We start from the raw sequence: 20,440 nt of genomic DNA, 5'->3' as shown, positions 1-20,440 counted from the left end.
TTCAGGCGCTGCCGCTTATTTCCCGATGCAAAAGCTGGAAAAAATACGGCCCAGCAGATCGTCAGAGGTAAATTCGCCGGTAATTTCACTCAAGCTTTGCTGCGCGACCCGCAGCTCTTCCGCCAGCAGCTCACCCGCTTTGGCACCCAGCAGCTGCTCTTTACCCTGAAGTAAGTGAGTAGCTGCTAACTCCAGCGCCTGAAGATGGCGACGGCGCGCCAGGAAGCCGCCTTCCGTATTGCCCGCAAAGCCCATCGACTCTTTCAGGTGATTACGCAGGACGTCAATGCCTTCACCGGTACGCGCAGAAAGGCGGATAAGTGAGTGATTATTTACTTCCGTCATGCCGAGCGTTTCGCCAGTGACGTCCGCTTTATTACGTACCACGGTGATCGGCAGGGTCGCCGGCAGGCGGGCAATAAAGTCTGGCCAGATGTCGCCAGGCTCTGTCGCCGCAGTGGTCGTGCCATCAACCATAAACAGCACGCGGTCGGCCTGTTCGATTTCATGCCAGGCCCGTTCAATGCCGATGCGTTCAACCTCGTCACTGGCTTCGCGCAGCCCTGCGGTATCGATAATATGCAGCGGCATGCCGTCGATATGGATATGCTCGCGCAGCACGTCACGGGTTGTACCGGCAATATCGGTCACAATCGCCGCTTCTCGTCCGGCCAGCGCGTTCAGCAGGCTGGATTTTCCGGCGTTAGGCCGTCCCGCAATCACCACTTTCATCCCTTCGCGCAGCAAACTGCCCTGGCGCGCCTCGGTCCGCACGCTGTCTAGATCGGCAATAACCTGATTCAGCTGGGCTTCAATTTTACCGTCCGACAGGAAATCGATCTCCTCATCCGGAAAATCAATTGCGGCTTCTACGTAGATGCGCAGGTGAGTAAGTGCTTCCACAAGAGTATTAACCCGCAGCGAAAACGCGCCCTGTAGGGAGTTCACCGCCGAGCGTGCCGCCTGCTCCGAACTGGCGTCAATCAGGTCAGCGATAGCTTCAGCCTGAGCCAGATCCAGCTTGTCGTTAAGGAAAGCACGTTCTGAAAATTCGCCGGGACGCGCGATGCGTACGCCAGGCAGGGCGACGATACGTTTCAGCAGCAGATCCAGAATAACCGGGCCGCCGTGGCCCTGTAGTTCCAGCACGTCTTCACCGGTAAAGGAGTTCGGGCCGGGAAACCACAGCGCAATCCCCTGGTCCAGCGTGACGTTATCGGCATCGCGGAAGGGCAGATAGTCGGCGTAGCGGGGCTTCGGCAGTTTACCCAGCAGCGCGTGGGCCACGTCGGCGGCCCCGGGGCCGGAAACGCGCAGAATACCGACGCCACCGCGTCCTGGCGGCGTCGCCTGGGCAACGATAGTCTCGCTATGACTCATGTTCTGATCTCTTTTTAAGGCAAAAAAATAAGGCGGTCAGTTGACCGCCTTATGATAGCACCCACTAAATCTGTGGATGGGTATCCGTTATGCTTTTTTCTTGTCGCGGCTATGCAGGCCACGTTTTTCCAGCCCGCGATAAATCAGCTGCTGCTGGATAATGGTCACCAGGTTACTGACGATGTAGTACAGCACCAGACCAGACGGGAACCACAGGAAGAACACGGTGAAGATGACCGGCATAAAGGTCATGATCTTCTGCTGCATTGGGTCAGTCACGGTGGTTGGCGACATCTTCTGGATGAAGAACATCGTCATGCCCATCAGGATTGGCAGAATGTAGTATGGGTCCTGCGCAGACAGGTCATGGATCCACAGGGCGAACGGCGCGTGGCGCAGCTCGATAGAACCCATCAGCATATAGTAAAGCGCAAGGAAGATTGGCATCTGGATAACCAGCGGCAGACAGCCACCCAGCGGGTTAACCTTCTCTGCTTTATACAGCGCCATCATCTCCTGGCTCATACGCTGCTTGTCTTCACCTAAACGCTCACGCATCGCCTGAATTTTCGGCTGCAGCATACGCATTTTCGCCATGGAGGTGTACTGCGCTTTGGTCAGCGGGTACATGATGCCACGAACGATAAAGGTGATAACGATAATGGAGAAGCCCCAGTTACCGATAAAGCTGTGCAGGAACTTCAGCAGCTTAAACAGCGGCTGAGAGATAAACCACAGCCAGCCGTAGTCCACGGTCAGGTCAAGGTGAGGCGCGATGGCCGCCATTTTGTCCTGAATTTCCGGGCCAACCCACAGCGTGGCGGACAGGTTCTGCTGCGCGCCAGGCGCAACGGAAACCGGCGTAGATTTATAGCCTACTGCGGCAATACCGTTACCCAGGTTGCTGGTGTAAAGCGTATTGGCGCCGTTGGTGCGCGGCACCCAGGCCGTAGCGAAATACTGCTGAAGCATCGCTACCCAACCGTTGTTGGTGTTGACGTTCAGGTTTTCGTTATCGCTGATTTTGTCGAACTTATACTTTTCGTAGTTGGTCTCACTGCTGGAGTAAGCCGCGCCACGGAAGGTATGCAACGCAAAGTTGTTGCTGCCGGTATCGCGATGTTTTGGCAGGTCGATGGTCTGCTTCAGCTGACCAAACATGGCCACTTCCAGCGGCTGCTGGGTGGTGTTGTTAACCTGATAATCGACGTTGACGGCAAACTCACCGCGCTTCAGCACGAAAGTTTTGGTATAGGTCGCGCCGTTTTCCGCCGTAAAGGTCATCGGAATCCGCAGCTCGCTGGCGCCATCAGCCAGTACAAAGTTGTCCTGGGTAGTGGTATAGAGAGGACGAGCGCCGTTGGCCGGGTTATCCGGGCCGTTGCGTCCGGTCAGACCGCTCTGCGCCTGATAAAGAAAGCCTGGCGAGGTTTCCAACAGCTGGAAAGGCTGTGAAGAGCCCAGCTTGTCCGGGTAAGTCAGCAGCTGCGCCTGCTCAATATCGCCACCGCGAGTATTGATCTGTAAAGACAGGACGTCAGTCTTAACGGTGATCGTTTTGCCCTGGCCGCTGGCGGGTACACCCTGGTTTGCGGCATCACCGGCTGCTGTCGTGTTTTGTGTGGTCTGGGTTTGCGCAGGCTGCGGAGCATGGTCCGTTTGCCAGGTTTGCCAGATCATAAAAGACACGAACAGAAAAGCGATGAGAAAAAGATTGCGTTGCGAATCCATCGTTAATGTTCTCAGTTATCGTCGGTTTTTGGCGGCACCGGATCGTCGCCACCCGGGTTCAAAGGGTGGCATTTTAATACGCGTTTCATCGTCAACCAACTGCCTTTTACCATGCCAAACCTGCGCAATGCCTCAATACCGTATTGCGAGCAGGTTGGATGGAAACGACAGTGGGGTCCTAAAAGCGGACTGATTACGCGTTGATAGACGCGAATCAGCGCAATCAGGAGCCGCGAGCCAGGCGACAGTGACGACGCCACATCTTCTCCAACGCTTCCATTAGCGCACTGTTATCCAGATCGGCCACGCCTTTTTTCGCCACCACTACAAAATCCATAGCGGGCAGGTCGTGCTGACGCAGACGAAAGCTTTCGCGGGTCAATCTCTTGATCCGGTTGCGTTCATGCGCGCGCTTAACATGTTTTTTGGCGACGGTAAGACCGATGCGGGGATGCCCCAGCGAGTTAAGGCGGCCGAGGATGGTGATTTGCGGCGTACCGGCTCTTTGTGGCTGCTGGAAGACGAAAGTGAAATGAGTGGGAGTTAACAAACGTAACTCCCTGGGAAATGCGAGCTTAACCACTCAGCGGTTAGCTTTTATTACTTAGAAACGGTCAGACGTGAACGGCCTTTAGCACGACGACGTGCCAGAACCTGACGACCATTTTTTGTTGCCATACGAGCACGGAAACCGTGTGAACGGTTGCGCTTCAGTACGGACGGTTGAAAAGTGCGTTTCATGGCGATTTCTACCTAAACTTGGAAAATTTCACTTGTTGACGCGCTTGAAAGGTCCGAAAACCGACCGACGCCTCAGTGTATCTTTAATAAAGAGGCGGGATTGTAATAATTGTACAGTCCGGAGTCAATTTACTTCGCTTATAAAGGCGCGTCTGGTTATCCCGTTCGACCGCAAAACCAGCCGGTACGGGCCAGAGCGCAACACGCCGGGGCGAGAATTATACGGGGTCTGGGATAAAGCGCAAGGATCGTTCAGGATCTTCAGCCGATCTTATTGCAGGCCGACGGGTAAAATAACGTGACGGCACCGTAAAAATTCATCTAATGCGGAGGATCCTGAATGTCTTTTAGGCATGAACGAGTAAACTTGTGCCTGCTGGTTTTCTCCTGTGGATAAATTGGAAGAAAACTGTGTAGAAAGTGAAGATCTCTGCGGCGCTTTGCGCTATGATCCGCCCTTCCGTTAGCGATCCTCCGGGTCGATCAGTAGCGGAGAAACCGTGGACAGCGGTTCGTATGTGCGTCATCTGCATGCGTCAACAATGATGAATTTATCGCTTCAGCGCCTTTTTTTCTTATCGAATTTTTTCGAGTGGAGTCCGCCGTGTCACTTACGCTCTGGCAACAGTGTCTTGCCCGTTTGCAGGATGAACTACCTGCCACCGAATTCAGCATGTGGATACGTCCTCTACAGGCTGAATTGAACGACAATACGCTGGCCTTGTATGCACCAAACCGCTTTGTGCTCGATTGGGTCCGTGATAAGTACATCAATAATATCAATGGATTGCTCAACGACTTCTGCGGCGCGGACGCCCCTTTGCTGCGCTTTGAAGTGGGCAGCAAACCGGTCACGCAACAGGTAAGCCAGCCGGTGATGAGCCACGCCAGCACGCCAGCGCCGACGGGACACCGCCCTGCGCCGGTGCGTCCAAGCTGGGACAGCATGCCGGCACCGGCAGAGCTTTCCTATCGCTCTAACGTGAACACCAAGCACAACTTCGATAACTTCGTTGAGGGTAAATCGAACCAGCTGGCTCGCGCGGCCGCGCGTCAGGTGGCCGATAATCCGGGCGGTGCCTATAACCCTCTGTTCCTGTATGGCGGTACGGGCCTGGGGAAAACCCACCTGCTGCACGCTGTTGGCAACGGAATTATGGCGCGCAAGCCCAATGCTAAAGTGGTGTATATGCACTCGGAGCGTTTTGTGCAGGACATGGTTAAGGCGCTGCAAAATAATGCGATAGAAGAATTTAAGCGCTACTACCGTTCCGTAGACGCGCTGCTGATCGATGATATTCAGTTTTTTGCCAACAAGGAGCGCTCGCAGGAGGAGTTTTTTCACACCTTCAACGCGCTGCTGGAAGGCAATCAGCAGATCATTCTGACCTCGGATCGCTATCCAAAAGAGATTAACGGCGTTGAAGATCGCCTTAAATCCCGCTTCGGCTGGGGGCTGACGGTCGCCATTGAGCCGCCGGAGCTGGAAACGCGCGTGGCCATCCTGATGAAAAAAGCGGATGAAAACGATATTCGCCTGCCTGGCGAAGTGGCCTTCTTTATTGCCAAGCGTCTGCGCTCGAACGTGCGCGAGCTGGAAGGGGCGCTGAACCGCGTTATCGCCAACGCCAATTTTACCGGCCGCGCGATCACTATCGATTTTGTGCGTGAAGCGCTGCGCGATCTGCTGGCGCTCCAGGAAAAGCTGGTCACCATCGACAATATTCAGAAGACGGTGGCCGAGTATTACAAAATTAAAGTGGCGGACTTGCTGTCCAAGCGCCGCTCTCGCTCCGTGGCCCGTCCTCGCCAGATGGCGATGGCGATGGCGAAAGAGCTGACCAACCACAGTTTGCCGGAAATCGGTGATGCTTTCGGGGGTCGTGACCACACTACGGTGCTGCATGCCTGTCGTAAAATCGAACAGCTGCGTGAAGAGAGTCACGATATTAAAGAAGATTTCTCAAATCTAATCAGAACATTATCTTCCTGACGCTATGAAATTTATTGTAGAACGTGAGCATTTACTCAAGCCCTTACAACAGGTCAGCAGCCCGCTGGGCGGCCGTCCGACTCTGCCTATCCTTGGCAACCTTCTTTTACAGGTTAACGACGGCAGCCTGCTGCTGACCGGTACGGACCTGGAAATGGAGATGGTGGCCCGCGTCGCGCTGACGCAGGATCACGAACCGGGTGCGACAACCGTCCCCGCTCGCAAATTTTTTGATATCTGCCGTGGCCTGCCCGAAGGCGCGGAGATTACCGTCATCCTGGAAGGCGAAAGAATGCTGGTGCGCTCCGGCCGCAGCCGTTTCTCGCTTTCCACGCTGCCCGCCAGCGACTTCCCGAACCTGGACGACTGGCAAAGCGAAGTCGAATTTACGCTGCCGCAGGCAACGATGAAGCGCCTTATTGAGGCGACCCAGTTTTCAATGGCGCATCAGGACGTACGTTACTATCTGAACGGTATGCTGTTTGAGACCGAAGGCGAAGAGTTACGTACCGTTGCCACCGACGGGCACCGTCTGGCGGTTTGCTCTATGCCGGTGGGCCAGGCGCTGCCAAACCACTCGGTGATCGTGCCGCGTAAAGGCGTTATCGAACTGGTGCGTCTGCTGGACGGCGGCGATACCCCGCTGCAGGTGCAGATTGGCAGTAATAACATTCGCGCGCACGTGGGCGACTTTATCTTTACCTCCAAGCTGGTGGACGGTCGCTTCCCCGACTATCGTCGCGTACTGCCCAAAAATCCGGACAAAACGCTGGATGCCGGCTGCGATCTGCTGAAGCAGGCGTTTGCCCGCGCCGCCATTTTGTCGAACGAGAAGTTTCGTGGCGTTCGCCTCTATATCAGCGAAAATCAGCTGAAGATCACCGCTAACAACCCGGAACAGGAAGAGGCGGAAGAGATTCTGGATGTCTCCTACGGCGGCACCGATCTGGAAATCGGCTTTAACGTCAGCTACGTGCTGGACGTGCTTAACGCGCTGAAGTGCGAAAACGTGCGTTTGCTGCTCACCGACTCCGTTTCCAGCGTGCAGATTGAAGACGCGGCCAGCCAGAGTGCGGCCTATGTCGTGATGCCAATGCGCCTGTAGTGTGATCTTTATCGGGCTACTTACTTGCCAGTTTGCGTTCGGGCAGAACTCGCCATTCTCACGTGCTTAAGTTCGCTGCGGTGGCTGCGTGCTGACCCTACACAAACTGGCTGTGCCGTTGACGCCCTGGCCTGTTTTATCAACGGCTACCGTTTTATTTGATTTACTGTCTGCGGAATGACTCCACCTATGGCTTTAACCCGCCTGCTTATCAAAGATTTTCGCAACATCGAAAACGCCGATCTGGCTCTGGCGCCAGGCTTCAACTTTCTGGTAGGCGCTAACGGCAGCGGTAAAACCAGCGTGCTGGAAGCCATCTACACGCTGGGCCACGGCCGGGCCTTCCGCAGTTTGCAGGCTGGCCGCGTCATTCGTCACGAGCAGGACGCTTTTGTGCTGCACGGCCGCATTGAAGGTGCCGAGCGCGAAACGACCGTTGGCCTGACTAAAAACCGCGCGGGCGACAGCAAGGTACGCATTGACGGCAGCGACGGCCATAAGGTGGCGGAGCTTGCGCAGCTGTTGCCGATGCAGCTGATTACGCCGGAAGGGTTTACCCTGCTTAACGGCGGCCCGAAATACCGTCGCGCCTACGTTGACTGGGGCTGTTTTCATAACGAACCGGGCTTCTTTACGGCATGGAGCAATCTGCGCAGGCTGCTGAAGCAGCGCAACGCGGCGTTACGCCAGGTAACGCGCTATCAGCAAATCCGCGCCTGGGATCAGGAGCTGGCCCCGCTGGCGGAGCAGATAAGCGCATGGCGTGCGGCCTACAGCGAAGCTATTGCCGAAGATATCAACACAACCTGCGCGCAGTTTCTGCCGGAGTTTGCGCTGAACTTCTCTTTCCAGCGCGGCTGGGATAAAGAGACCGACTACGCTGAGCTGCTGGAGCGCCAGTTTGAGCGCGATCGCGCGTTAACCTATACCGCTAGCGGCCCGCATAAGGCGGATTTTCGCATTCGCGCTGACGGCACGCCGGTAGAAGATTTATTGTCACGCGGCCAGTTAAAGCTGCTGATGTGCGCCCTGAGACTGGCGCAGGGTGAGTTTCTTACCCGACAGAACGGGCGACGCTGCCTGTATCTGATAGATGACTTTGCCTCCGAGCTGGATGACACGCGACGCCACCTGCTGGCCTCGCGGCTGAAAGCGACGCAAGCCCAGGTTTTTGTCAGCGCTATCAGTGCCGATCATGTATTCGATATGGCTGACGAAAAGGGCAAGATGTTCCACGTGGAACAGGGTAAAATAGCAGTTCAACCTGAAGATTAAACGAGCGAGAAACGTTGATGTCGAATTCTTATGACTCCTCAAGTATCAAAGTTCTGAAAGGGCTGGATGCGGTACGCAAGCGCCCGGGTATGTATATCGGCGATACGGATGACGGCACCGGTCTACACCATATGGTATTCGAGGTTGTGGACAACGCCATTGACGAAGCCCTCGCCGGCCACTGTAAAGATATTCTTGTCACCATCCACGCGGATAACTCCGTTTCCGTACAGGATGATGGCCGCGGCATTCCTACCGGTATCCACGAAGAAGAAGGCGTTTCCGCGGCAGAAGTGATCATGACCGTGCTGCACGCAGGCGGTAAGTTCGATGACAACTCTTATAAAGTGTCCGGCGGTCTGCATGGCGTGGGCGTTTCCGTCGTTAACGCCCTGTCGGAAAAGCTGGAGCTGACCATTCGTCGCGAAGGCAAAGTTCACCAGCAGATCTACGTGCACGGCGTGCCTCAGGCACCGCTGCACGTCACGGGTGAAACGGATCTGACCGGTACCCGCGTGCGTTTCTGGCCAAGCCACGAAACCTTTACCAACGTGACCGACTTTGAATATGAGATCCTGGCGAAGCGCCTGCGTGAACTCTCCTTCCTGAACTCCGGCGTTTCTATCAAGCTGGAAGACAAGCGCGACGACAAGAAAGATCACTACCACTACGAAGGCGGCATTAAAGCGTTCGTTGAGTACCTGAACAAAAACAAAACGCCTATTCATCCAAACGTGTTCTATTTCTCGACCGAGAAAGACGGCATCGGCGTGGAAGTGGCGCTGCAGTGGAACGATGGTTTCCAGGAAAACATCTACTGCTTCACCAACAACATCCCGCAGCGCGACGGCGGTACGCACCTGGCCGGCTTCCGTGCCGCTATGACGCGTACCCTGAACGCCTATATGGATAAAGAAGGCTACAGCAAGAAAGCCAAAGTCAGCGCCACCGGTGACGATGCGCGTGAAGGCCTGATTGCAGTGGTTTCGGTAAAAGTGCCGGATCCAAAATTCTCTTCGCAGACCAAAGACAAGCTGGTTTCTTCCGAAGTGAAATCTGCGGTAGAGCAGCAGATGAACGAACTGCTGGCAGAGTATCTGCTGGAAAATCCGGGCGACGCTAAAATCGTGGTCGGTAAAATTATCGATGCGGCCCGCGCTCGTGAAGCGGCTCGTCGCGCACGTGAAATGACCCGTCGTAAAGGCGCGCTGGATTTGGCTGGCCTGCCGGGCAAACTGGCGGACTGTCAGGAGCGCGATCCGGCGCTGTCTGAAATCTACCTGGTGGAAGGGGATTCTGCAGGCGGTTCCGCCAAGCAGGGCCGCAACCGTAAAAACCAGGCGATTCTGCCGCTGAAAGGAAAAATCCTGAACGTGGAGAAAGCGCGCTTCGACAAGATGCTTGCTTCGCAGGAAGTCGCCACGCTGATTACCGCGCTGGGCTGCGGTATTGGCCGTGATGAATACAACCCGGACAAGCTGCGCTATCACAGCATTATCATCATGACCGATGCTGACGTAGATGGTTCGCACATCCGTACGCTGCTGCTGACGTTCTTCTATCGTCAGATGCCGGAAATCATCGAGCGCGGTCACGTTTATATTGCCCAGCCGCCGCTGTATAAAGTGAAAAAAGGCAAGCAGGAGCAGTACATCAAAGACGATGAGGCGATGGATCAGTATCAGATCGCCATTGCGCTGGATGGCGCGACGCTGCACACCAACGCGCACGCGCCTGCACTGGGCGGCGAGCAGCTGGAAAGCCTGGTAGCCGAGTTCAACAGCGCGCGTAAGATGATCAAGCGTATGGAACGCCGTTATCCGCTGGCGCTGTTAAATTCGCTGATTTACCACCCGACGCTGAGCGATATCTCTGCGGAGGCGCCGGTACGTCAGTGGATTGAGGAGCTGGTGGTTCGCCTGAACGAAAATGAGCAGCACGGCAGCACCTATGCTGGCGTAGTACGCGAAAACCGCGAGCTGCACATCTTTGAACCGGTAGTGCGGATCCGTACGCACGGCGTAGACACCGATTATCCCCTGGATAGCGAATTTGTCTTCGGCGGCGAATATCGCAAAATCTGTGCGCTGGGCGAGAAGCTGCGCGGGCTGATCGAAGAAGACGCCTTTATCGAACGCGGTGAACGCCGTCAGCCGATCGCTAACTTTGAGCAGGCGATGGACTGGCTGGTGAAAGAGTCGCGCCGTGGTCTTTCCGTACAGCGTTACAAAGGCCTGGGCGAGATGAACCCGGAACAGCTGTGGGAAACCACAATGGATCCGGACAGCCGCCGCATGCTGCGCGTTACGGTGAAGGATGCGATTGCGGCCGATCAGCTGTTTACCACGCTGATGGGTGATGCGGTTGAGCCTCGTCGCGCGTTTATCGAAGAGAATGCGCTGAAAGCGGCGAATATCGACATTTAACGCGCCAGGCGCACTGGCAGAAAAACAAAAGGCAGATCGTCAGATCTGCCTTTTTATACCTGTTCTGAAACGCTTCATTTTTTGGCGGATCTCTAAGGCGGCGGCGCCGTTTGTACTGCCTCAAACCGCAGTTGCCCGCGCATTTCCATCCGGTCACGCATCCGACCCTCGTTATTCGACGCCGGAAAATCAAGCTGCATCTGTAACGTAAGCTGCTGGCTGCTGCTGTCGTCACCTGTAGCTTTTCGCACTGTCAGCTGATTGCCCGCCGATAGCCGTTCCGCCTGGCCTGGTCTGAACTGCCGCTCACCCCGCTCCGCTGATATTACCGTTAGCGCCGTATCTGCTCCGTTATACTGTGCCGACAGCAGTTTCAGCGCAATCCGCCCCCTTTCGCCGAAGCGAAAGTATTTACCACTTTCATCCGGTGTACCATCAACCAACAGGCTCACCGCGCCTTCGCCACTACAGGTCGCCGTTACCGTCAGCATCTGCTGCGCAAACTGCGCCTTGCCGTCTACCGCAGGGGGTTGGCTGCCCAGCTGTATCTCCGGGCGTGACACCAGCACCTGACACTCCTGCGCCATGGCCTGCGTGGCTGTCAGCCACAGCAATGCAGGTAGGGCGATTCCATATGCTGTCCTGCTAATTTTCTTTCTCATCTTCTTTCTCGATTTAGCTGCACGTCGCGCTGATGTTTTCATAAGCCACACCCTTCTGCGCCTTCTCCGCTACGGTATACTCCAGCCGGCAGCTCTTCTCTTGCCAGCGCGCCCTCAGCGGACGCTTGTCATTCAGATCGGTGACAAATACCGTCCCTGCATCTATTGCCGTGGTGACATAGCTGCCGTCCTCGGTGGTGATGGTGCTTCCCTTCGGCAGCGGCGTGCCGTCTGCCAGTTTCACCGTCAACAGCCCGTTACGCGTCTGCTGCAGGATAAAGTGCGTATCCGTCACTGCGCCATGTCCGGCAATCACCTGCTGCAGGCCGTTACTGACGTCAGTATTTTCCGGTAGCCTTTCGGTATTCAGCTCAATTCGCCCGGGAGCATAAGCCGGCAGGCCCGGTACCACTGCCTTACCCCTCCAGTCGGTCCAGACTTTCCCCTGCGGAGTGTTAAATTCCACCCCGCTGATGGCCGGTTTCACCGCCACCACGCCGAAGGTGTCACTAACCTTGTATGGCGAAAACATCACGCCTTCCTTATGGGCCACGATGCTGCCTGACAGGGTGCCGGAATAATTGCGCACGTCATTTCCCGCCACGTAGCCATACAGCCCTGCTGTCGTGTAGTGCATGTTGCCGTTCACATTACCCGACAGGATGCTGTACTGCTGCTCTTGCAGGCTGCGCTCAACGGATAGCGACCAGCTGCTGTTCTCCGTCAGATCGCCGCCGGACTGCAGACCGGCCACCGCCGAACCCTGCGTATTACGGTAATAGCTGCGGAGTTGATAAGCACCCAGTGGAAAACTGAGATTGATATACAGACTGTCACGATCGCTGTTGCTGCACCGGTAAACGGTACTGCAGCTGCGCACACTGCGGCTCTGGTGATGCCAGTTGACCGAGGTATTTACCACACCGATTTTCCGGTTCCAGGCCGCCATCAGATAACGGGTGTCCGCGCCGTTATCGCCCTGGCGAGTCTGGCTGGCGGAAAGTGAGACGCTGCCGACCAGCGCATGGTTCCAGCCGATCGACAGACCGGTGCTGGTGCGGCTGTATAGACTGTCTGTGGTGGTGTAAGCATCTACCAGTTCTCGGTAGCCGGGGGAATACAGAGTGACGTTACCGCCAAAACTGAAATTCAGCGGGGCACTCAGATTGGCCTGTATGGAGCCTTTGGTGCCTTTCTGGTCATGATTACGGTCCTGACTCAGCGCCCCGGACATCCTCAGTACCAGTTCAGGCCGAAGACTGACGGTCATCCCCGTACCACCATTCATATAATCCGGAGCCGCTATCGCGCCGGCTTCCAGAAGAACTTTGTTCGACAGTCCCCAGCCGTCTGACAGACTCGCTACCCACGGCCGTTCATAGTCCGCCTCGGTGCTGTTGGTACGTAGAAGCCCTAGCGCCAGCGACCAGTTCTCCGGTGCCTGGGGCACCAGGCGCCGGGCCGCCGCTGCCGCCACGGTAAAATTTTCCTGTCCGCCGTCCGGGCCGGTCACCGTTAGCTGCAGGTCACTAGTGTTGTTCAGCAACGGAATGTCCGTCAGCGTAAAGGGGCCAGCGGGGACCAGAGTGGAATAAATCTGAATACTGTTCTGCCGCACTTCTACGCGCGACTGGTCTGCCCGGGCAATACCGCTGACCTGCGCGCCGCTTCCCTGACGATTCAGGGCGGCCTGAGGGACAAGCTGTATGCCATCAAGCGGTGCGCCAGATAGCAGCGGGTTTGAGAAATTTATCTGTCCCGCCTGAAGCAGCTGTTTTCTACCCACCAGAGTTCTTTGCGCATAGATATAGGGAGTATCAATATTCGTTCTACCGGTGCTACCCTGACTCAGGTTATGCGCACTACGGACCATCCAGTCACCGGCATTAAAACCGCTTTCCAGATTCAGATAGCTGAAGTCAGAACGGTCACCGTATGACTCAAAATGTGAGCGGTAAGCCGAATAGTTCAGGAGTGCGGCGCTTCCTCCTTGTCGAAAGTGCGGCAGGTCATTTTCTCGGATGATGGATTCAGGTGGTACCACCACGCTCACTTCCTGGGAAGCCGGCAGCAGGGAGACGTTGGCGGAAGGCCAAACCTGCGATAGCGCCGGGCAGCCGCCGTCTTCCGTTTCTTTCTGCGGCAGCGGAGACGGCAGGTGAATACCGGCGGAGCTGAAGAAGGCTTCATCCGCGCACAGCTTACCATCGGGTCCAAAAGTCAGCTTCTGTACCCCCAGTGAACGCCCGTTAACCTGCAACTCTGCTTCCGTGGTACCGGGAGAGAAACGTCCACCCCGTGCAAAATAGGCTGCTGCGCCCGGGTCAATCCCTAGCGCTTTCAACCGACCTTCACTGAAGTGGGTAATATTGTCTGCCGTTACAGCAGCCTGTGCGGAATGAAACGAACCACAGCAGGCCAGTAAGATAACGATTCCTGGAAAGAGAGGGGGACATGGTTTCATGATGAATGTTATCTCTTTGACAGGCTGGCTTTTTGCAGACCCGCATCAAATCCATAGCGGGTGACCGGCGAAAATTCAACCTGCCGCCGCTCGCTGAGACTGGTCCCGGCAGGGACGATGGCGGTTAGCGTCTCACCCGGCAGAATGTAGCTTTTGCTGAGGGACAGCGCGGTTCCGACAGGCAGCAGCCTCAGCTGCGGTCTCAGGCGCACCACGTGCTTACCGGTATTGGTCACTTTCAGCGTTTCACCATTCACGGACCAGTTCAGATCGGTCCACATTTTCCGTTGTGCGGTCAGCTTCTTCGGTACGATAATCACCGGTAAATCGTGGCGCACGGTGACAGATATTTGGCTGCCACTGGCGGTCTGTTCCGCCACGCCTTCAAAATGGACGCGTTTGATATGTTCATGCTGTAGTGGGTCGTCGTTACTAAGCACGAAACGCACGCGCTGTGATTGTCCCGGCTCCAGGCGTGCTACCGGCTGGGTAACAATCAGTTTTGGGGTTGGGTCATCGGGGAGGTCGACCACTTTTGTATACAGCAACACCGGTACGTTTTCGGTGTTTTTCACATTAATGCTCCCACCTTTCTGTATTTCATCAATTACCAACACGGTGGTTTCCGGTAGGACTCCCGAGGCGGGGGACGGAAGCGGGAAAAATGCCATGACGGAAAAGATAAGAAAGCAGGGTAACGTACTTATTAAAGCGCTCAGGTCTGACCGTATGCCTTTAATAAAATCCTGAGCCGCAACAGTAACGGAGTTTGATTCAGGTATTTTTTTATAATAAGAAAAATAATTTTTGTTTTTCATTATATAAACCTTGCAAAAACACTCAACACATAATATGCGGGAATAACGGGCTACACTAAAAGTTATTTACTGTCAGCCAGGCAGGAGTACATCCGACAGAATATTGCCGGATGTAGGAGTTAAATTACAGGTACTGCAGGGTCAGGGTGGTATTAGTTTCAAAAGACAATTTATCTGTCAGTGTGTCTGCCAGAGACTTATTAACAAAGGCAGAAATATTAAAAGTACCCTTCACATTAGAGAACGTGGATGCTGTTCCGTTTGAATGCATATCAGAGGCGACAGTACCCCATGTAGTCAGGGAAGAACCATCGAGCTGTAGATTTTGGTAAGAGGTATTAGTTATTGTACTGAGCCAGGTCACACCATTATTTTGTGATGCCAAAACAACTCTTGATTCACCATCCGCATCAGCATGAGTACCTGTGTTGATCATATAATATCCTATGCTGGTATTATTGTCCTGACCCAGTGAACCCTGTAGCGCATTGTTTGTTAGCTCATCAGCCTTAGCTGAAAAGGCTACGGAGGTCTTCCCATTGCATGCGATGTTATAGTTAACGGTTTTCGATCCCAGAGCGCCATTAGTCGGTATATCAGCAACAACGATCGACCCAAAATCAGCAATACCGCTAATATTAATATTACATGCTGTTGGAACCAAAGTGCCCTTTACGTTGACCTGGGCACTTTCAGCCGCCAGTGCTGGCAGCGATAAAAATGATACAGCTGAAGTCACAGCCAGCATGGCAATTTTTGATTTAAACATATAACTCTCCTTAGTTGATGAAGTAACGAACCACAAAAAGCAATAAAAATACCCCGGCGTAAATATATATTTATTTCCCGAGCTACAGTCCGAACCAGACCCTGAAGGTATATTTAAGTTTATATTAATGATCTATCCGTTCTGATGAGTAATCACTGGCGTTATCATATTTATTCAGATATTGGTCGCCCCTCTCCCCCCACTTATAAAATCACGTTATATTTTTTTATTTTAAATATTCCCGGCTGACTTAAATAAATCTGTATCAGGCTAAATAATTTTACCGGGTATGGCGAATATTACCCATGAGTAAGTGTTATCGTCAATAGCGATCAATATCGTCATATTGATAGCTATATTCAATCAATGGTCGAGCGTTTGATCGTTATTAACTATGTGTATATTCGATTCAGGCTCTGTATGTTTCTAATAATTCTAATTTATTTAAGATTGTAATCTTATGTATTGTATGTAAATGCACCTGAAAAGCAGAAACTACAGGTCCTAAAGTGCGGGGTAAAAATATTTTTTGTTGAGGGAATATTTAGATGCCAAAGCAAATTCATGTTTTTTTTTACTATTTATAATAAGGAGCTGCTACATAATAAAAAAGTAAATCAATACAATATGGCATCTTTATTGTAACAATGGTTTTGTCTCATCAGGGGAATAAGCTGTAATTTTTGGACCGCCAGTTTTCAGACATTCGGTAGGAAAATGATTCGGTTACGCTTCTCTTTGCGGGGCGAGAAGAAAATACGTTATTTTGCAGAACGTCATCGCCGAAGGTCATTTTTTATTTAAATATAGAGAGGTGCCGATTGCGTTTCACGGGCATTAATGCGGCTGCGTTCTGATCTCCAGCCTGCCGCAGGCGAAGGCCGAGTAGCTCCTGCAGCGCATCATCGAAGTCGCCTTCACAGAAGGCGGCCTCTGCAGCTATTCAATGGCCTGACGCGACCTGATGTTTGAATATGAGTTTGTCAACCACCCCAAGCCGCCTTCGCTGAAGGCAGCTTTTTACTTCCCGCTCAACGGCGCAGAGGATCTGCCAGCGTGTACTGATAAAACTCGCTGTTATTTTTCATGCCCAGCTTGCGCATGATAGCGCGCTTATGGGTACTGATGGTTTTGACGCTGAGCCTGGTCAGATGGGAGATGTCCGTTAGCGACAGGCCCTGGCGAATATACCTCACCACCATCGCCTGCTGTTTACTTAATTCAATCTGGGGCGGGTAATTGCCTGCCGTGGGCGGTAAAGACGCTGACGATGAAAAGATCACGGAGTCGGGATGACCAAAGAGCATGGAAAGCTGCGTCGCCGCCTCTTTTTTATTCAGTCGGATAGAGTGTTTTGCACAACGGATATTTTCACACTCCCTGTGCTGTGCGGCTAAAACAAGGGTGACAAAACGCCCTGAAAAACGCGTCTTCTTTAGGGCACGATGTTTACCCGCTTCTGCTTCAATGACGTCATTAATGATGATATCCGGTAATAACAGCGACTGATTAGCGTCGTCAGAGATAAGAAAGACCGGATGGGTTTTATAATCAGGTCGCCATGCCCGTGTAACCACGGTAATCACGCCCGAGATAAAGAAAATGTCCTTGCTGACAATCAAAATATTCACACTATTTCCTCCATGAAACGTCGTGAGGCAAGTGTGACATGTTTATTTTTAAACCACAGCCATTACGCGCCTTTTTGCACTTAACATCTCCTTTTTAACGCTTATCAGGCCAGCAAGCTTTTACCTGAACTTCTGAACGACGGCCTGAACCGGAAGCCCCGATACACATTCTGCAATTCAACTGGTCACTATTAGCTGAATCGCGCTAGCATAAAAAGAAACCACGATGCTTAAGAGGACGAGATGGCGATAAAACTGATTGCGATTGATATGGACGGCACTCTGCTTAACCCTCAGCATGAGGTTACCCCCGACGTGAAGCGGGCGATTCAGGCGGCGCGGGACAAAGGCGTAGCGATTGTGTTGGCGACCGGACGGCCTTTTATAGGCATACAGCGTTACCTGGAGGAGCTGGACCTGCAACAGGAAGGCCAGTACTGCATCACCAATAATGGCGCGCTGGTACAGCAAGCCGCCACCGGCGATTGCGTTGCAGAATCGACGCTTAACTATGACGATTATCTGTATGTCGAAAAGCTGGCGCGCGAGCTGGGCGTGCATTTCCAGGCGCTGACCAAATCTCTGCTGTTTACGCCAAATAAGGACATCAGCGAATACACGGTCCATGAAGCTTCGCTGACCGGTATGCCGCTACGCTATCGCGCGGTAGAGGAAATGGATAAGAGCGCGACCTTCCCTAAAGTGATGATGATTGACCCACCGGAAAAGCTGGATGAGGCTATCACCCGCATTCCGCAGGAGGCTCACGATCGCTACACCATTATGAAAAGTTCGCCTTACTTCCTTGAAATACTTAGCAAAGACGTTAACAAAGGCGCAGGCGTAAAAGCATTAGCGGAGCGGCTGGGCCTGTCCCGGGATGAAGTGATGGCGATTGGCGATCAGGAAAACGATCTGGCCATGCTGGAATTTGCCGGTACGGGCGTAGCGATGGGTAACGGCATTGATGCGGTAAAAGCTGCCGCGCAGTTTGTTACCAAAACCAATACGGAAGACGGCGTGGCGCATGCCATTGAGAAGTTTGCGCTGTAAAGGTCAAAATTAAGTACCCGGTACCGAAAAAAGACGCAATGCATTACCCTTAGCAGCAGACACCGCTAAGGGTAAGCAAAATGACGGAAAAACAGCTCACGTTTGCAAAGCGTAACCACCAGCTCACCAATATCAATATCTGGACGGCCGACAGCCACTGGCTGGTCTATGACGTGCGGCCCGACGCCGCCACCTTCAGCAGCCTGACCATCGAGCGAGTTAACCTCAGCGGCCAGACTGAAATCCTCTATCAGGCAAAAGATGGCGCGCACGTCGGCGTAGTGACGGTCAGTCCGGATCTGCCGCCGCGCTACGTTTGCATTCACGGCCCCGAGCATCCGGATAACCACTGGCGATACGATTTTCACCACCGGCGCGGCGTCATTATTCAAAATGGCCTGGTGGAGAACATGGATGCCTGCGACATCACGCCGCCTTTCACGCCGGGTGCGCTGCGGGGAGGCTCGCATGTACATGTCTTCAGCCCTGACGGCAGCCGCTTAAGCTTTACCTATAACGATCACGTTATACACGAGCTGGATAGCAAAGAAGATTTGCGCAACGTTGGCGTTGCCGTGCCTTTGCATCCCGTCTGCCCGCCGCTACATCATCCTCGCGAATACGCCGGCAGCCATTTTTGCGTACTGGTGAGCCAGACAACCTCGACGCCAGTACCCGGCAGCGACGAGATTAATCGCGCTTACGAAGAGGGCTGGGTGGGTACGGATGGCTACCTGAAGAGCGATGGGCATCGGCAACGCTGGGCGCTGGCGTTTATTGGCGATACGCTAAGCGAAAAAGGCGAAAAGGTGCCGGAGGTGTTTATCGTCGATCTGCCGGAAAAAATGGCCGACTATGCGCTGGAAGGCGATAAACCGCTGGCGGGCACGGCCAGTTCATTACCGGCACCGCCGCAACATGTGGCGCAGCGACGTCTGACTTTTACGCACGACCAGGCTTTCCCGGGGCTGGCGACAACGCCTCGCCACTGGCTGCGCTGTTCGCCCGATGGTCGGGCAATCGCCTTTCTGATGAAGGACGATGGGGGCGTGGTTCAGCTGTGGACGGTTCCACCAGTCGGGGGAAAACCGCGTCAGATAAGCCATGCAGCCAGCGATATCCAGTCCGCCTTCAGCTGGCATCCTGACGGCCAGTCGGTGGCGTTCATTAATGACAACAGCGTGATGCTTTGCGAGACGGGCAGTGGGCAGATGCGCCGCCTGACGGCGCGTACGGACGAAGCGCCCCTTGCGGAGGCCGTGGTCTGTTCACCGGACGGGCTGCACGTGGCTTATTTACGAAACGTTGACGGCTTCCAGCAAATTTTTATTGCGGAGACGAATGCGCTGTACTGATAACCAAAGGCGCGGCGTGCGAAAGGCTTTCGTTGGTATTGTTCTGCTTTTCGCTACGCAAAACGCGTTCACGAGGAGAATCGCCCGCGTTGTCACGTCCCGAACGGTAATAGTCCCAGGGTAACAACAGCGTATCCATTACGGCGGAAAAAGGCAGATCGATAGCGGCCAGCGGGCGCATTACCCAGCCGCTGTTGCTGTCGGCAACGATTTTCGCGCTTGCCCGCGTGCCCGGATAATATCCCTGATCCGGCCCCGAGTGAGACATAAAGCTGGAGCAGCCGCCCGTGCCCGCCAGCGACAGGCATGCCAGCAGCCCGGCAAATTGGTTTTTTTTAACTATCATCATCATCCCTTCAGTGACGGTAATGCCGTTCTGATTATCCGCGCATTAAAAACAGAGCGCTTAGTCATCGCTACATTGTCTCCTGAGTTTATGACATCCCTGGCGAAGTAGTTAAAAAAATTCCTCAACCACCCCTTGAAAGCTCTCTCAACGACACTATTTTATGTTCAGAGTCACGAAACGTACGCCGACAGGGTATGGCTTCTGGCCCGGCAACCTGTCCACTGTGGAAGGTTTTTAATGACAATCTCGCTGATATTCAGGAGCAATGACCATGCGTAACTTCGATCTCGCCCCACTGTACCGTTCATCTATTGGTTTCGATCGTCTGATCAACCTGCTGGAATCCAATCAGGGCCAGAGCAACGGCGGCTACCCTCCTTATAACGTGGAGCTGGTGGCGGAAAACCAGTACCGAATTACTATTGCCGTAGCAGGGTTTGCCCAGAGCGAACTGGAGATCACCGCTCACGACAATTTGCTGACCGTTCGCGGTGCCCATCCTGAAGAGCAGCAGGAAAAAACCTATCTGTATCAGGGTATCGCCGAGCGCAACTTTGAGCGCAAGTTCCAGCTGGCCGAGCACGTCAACGTGCGCGATGCGCGGCTGGAAAACGGCCTGCTCTATATCGATCTGGAACGCATCGTTCCTGAAGCGAACAAGCCACGCCGCATTGAAATCTTGAAATAA

18 protein-coding genes are annotated in these 20,440 nt (G+C 53.9%); 7 read left to right on the top strand and 11 right to left on the bottom strand.

Features of this window, described 5'->3' with window-relative positions:
• Positions 1–15: 15 nt before the first annotated feature.
• From mnmE to rpmH, 5 genes are all read right to left on the bottom strand, one after another.
• Positions 16–1,380 (bottom strand): tRNA uridine-5-carboxymethylaminomethyl(34) synthesis GTPase MnmE, encoded by a 1,365-nt coding sequence (mnmE, locus tag ACMGGR_RS21160; protein ID WP_414147803.1) that lies wholly within the window; start codon positions 1,378–1,380, stop codon positions 16–18.
• A gap of 87 nt (positions 1,381–1,467) precedes the next feature.
• On the bottom strand, positions 1,468–3,111 hold the full coding sequence (gene yidC / locus ACMGGR_RS21155; RefSeq protein WP_246760308.1) for a membrane protein insertase YidC: 1,644 nt from the start codon (positions 3,109–3,111) through the stop codon (positions 1,468–1,470).
• An 11-nt stretch (positions 3,112–3,122) separates the two neighbouring features.
• Positions 3,123–3,371: a membrane protein insertion efficiency factor YidD gene (gene yidD, locus ACMGGR_RS21150; RefSeq protein ID WP_246760307.1), complete on the bottom strand. Its 249-nt coding sequence runs from the start codon at positions 3,369–3,371 to the stop codon at positions 3,123–3,125.
• Entirely contained in the window at positions 3,335–3,694 is a 360-nt protein-coding gene (gene rnpA / locus ACMGGR_RS21145; protein ID WP_246760306.1) for a ribonuclease P protein component, read from the bottom strand. Before rnpA ends, yidD begins: the two co-directional genes overlap by 37 nt.
• Positions 3,695–3,711: 17 nt before the next feature.
• A complete protein-coding gene (gene rpmH, locus ACMGGR_RS21140) occupies positions 3,712–3,852 on the bottom strand; it encodes a 50S ribosomal protein L34 (protein ID WP_003849659.1) in 141 nt (46 codons plus the stop codon).
• Positions 3,853–4,456: 604 nt separating this feature from the next.
• On the opposite strand from rpmH, the gene dnaA reads away from it, so the two are divergent.
• The 4 genes from dnaA (at position 4,457) to gyrB (ending at position 10,651) form a co-directional block, all read left to right on the top strand.
• Complete coding sequence (gene dnaA / locus ACMGGR_RS21135) at positions 4,457–5,845, top strand: chromosomal replication initiator protein DnaA (protein ID WP_246760305.1); 1,389 nt, start codon at positions 4,457–4,459, stop codon at positions 5,843–5,845.
• A gap of 4 nt (positions 5,846–5,849) precedes the next feature.
• Positions 5,850–6,950 carry a DNA polymerase III subunit beta gene (gene dnaN / locus ACMGGR_RS21130; protein ID WP_246760304.1) on the top strand — a complete coding sequence of 367 codons (1,101 nt, stop codon included), beginning with the start codon at positions 5,850–5,852 and terminating at the stop codon, positions 6,948–6,950.
• Positions 6,951–7,139: 189 nt separating this feature from the next.
• Positions 7,140–8,225 (top strand): DNA replication/repair protein RecF, encoded by a 1,086-nt coding sequence (gene recF / locus ACMGGR_RS21125; RefSeq protein ID WP_246760303.1) that lies wholly within the window; start codon positions 7,140–7,142, stop codon positions 8,223–8,225.
• 17 nt (positions 8,226–8,242) lie between these two features.
• Positions 8,243–10,651, top strand: coding sequence for a DNA topoisomerase (ATP-hydrolyzing) subunit B (gene gyrB / locus ACMGGR_RS21120; protein WP_246760302.1), 2,409 nt, complete (start codon positions 8,243–8,245; stop codon positions 10,649–10,651).
• A 92-nt stretch (positions 10,652–10,743) separates the two neighbouring features.
• On the opposite strand, the gene ACMGGR_RS21115 is transcribed toward gyrB, so the two are convergent.
• The 5 genes from ACMGGR_RS21115 to ACMGGR_RS21095 form a co-directional block, all read right to left on the bottom strand.
• The gene (locus ACMGGR_RS21115; protein ID WP_414147802.1) at positions 10,744–11,220 is read right to left on the bottom strand and encodes a hypothetical protein; all 477 of its coding nucleotides are present in this window, start codon (positions 11,218–11,220) and stop codon (positions 10,744–10,746) included.
• Between the two features lie 106 nt (positions 11,221–11,326).
• Positions 11,327–13,777 (bottom strand): fimbrial biogenesis usher protein, encoded by a 2,451-nt coding sequence (locus ACMGGR_RS21110; RefSeq protein WP_414147801.1) that lies wholly within the window; start codon positions 13,775–13,777, stop codon positions 11,327–11,329.
• 8 nt (positions 13,778–13,785) lie between these two features.
• The gene (locus tag ACMGGR_RS21105) at positions 13,786–14,595 is read right to left on the bottom strand and encodes a fimbria/pilus chaperone family protein (protein WP_414147800.1); all 810 of its coding nucleotides are present in this window, start codon (positions 14,593–14,595) and stop codon (positions 13,786–13,788) included.
• 124 nt (positions 14,596–14,719) lie between these two features.
• Positions 14,720–15,364, bottom strand: a complete 645-nt coding sequence (locus ACMGGR_RS21100; RefSeq protein WP_414147799.1) for a DUF1120 domain-containing protein — start codon at positions 15,362–15,364, stop codon at positions 14,720–14,722.
• Positions 15,365–16,395: 1,031 nt separating this feature from the next.
• Complete coding sequence (locus ACMGGR_RS21095) at positions 16,396–16,995, bottom strand: response regulator transcription factor (protein ID WP_246760301.1); 600 nt, start codon at positions 16,993–16,995, stop codon at positions 16,396–16,398.
• 243 nt (positions 16,996–17,238) lie between these two features.
• Here ACMGGR_RS21095 and yidA point away from each other — a divergent pair, with 243 nt between their 5' ends.
• Both yidA and ACMGGR_RS21085 read left to right on the top strand, forming a co-directional pair.
• Positions 17,239–18,048 carry a sugar-phosphatase gene (yidA, locus tag ACMGGR_RS21090; RefSeq protein WP_414147798.1) on the top strand — a complete coding sequence of 270 codons (810 nt, stop codon included), beginning with the start codon at positions 17,239–17,241 and terminating at the stop codon, positions 18,046–18,048.
• Positions 18,049–18,128: 80 nt separating this feature from the next.
• Positions 18,129–19,403, top strand: a complete 1,275-nt coding sequence (locus tag ACMGGR_RS21085) for a DUF3748 domain-containing protein (RefSeq protein ID WP_414147797.1) — start codon at positions 18,129–18,131, stop codon at positions 19,401–19,403.
• Here ACMGGR_RS21085 and ACMGGR_RS21080 read toward each other — a convergent pair.
• Positions 19,375–19,752, bottom strand: coding sequence for a YceK/YidQ family lipoprotein (locus ACMGGR_RS21080; RefSeq protein ID WP_246760298.1), 378 nt, complete (start codon positions 19,750–19,752; stop codon positions 19,375–19,377). The two genes, ACMGGR_RS21085 and ACMGGR_RS21080, sit on opposite strands and share 29 nt — an antisense overlap.
• Positions 19,753–20,023: 271 nt before the next feature.
• Between ACMGGR_RS21080 and ibpA the strand changes: the two genes are divergently transcribed.
• Complete coding sequence (ibpA, locus tag ACMGGR_RS21075; RefSeq protein ID WP_246760297.1) at positions 20,024–20,440, top strand: small heat shock chaperone IbpA; 417 nt, start codon at positions 20,024–20,026, stop codon at positions 20,438–20,440.

The organism is Erwinia sp. BNK-24-b (assembly GCF_047456155.1).
GTDB lineage: Bacteria > Pseudomonadota > Gammaproteobacteria > Enterobacterales > Enterobacteriaceae > Erwinia > Erwinia phyllosphaerae.
This window is presented reverse-complemented; position numbering and strand designations above follow the sequence as displayed.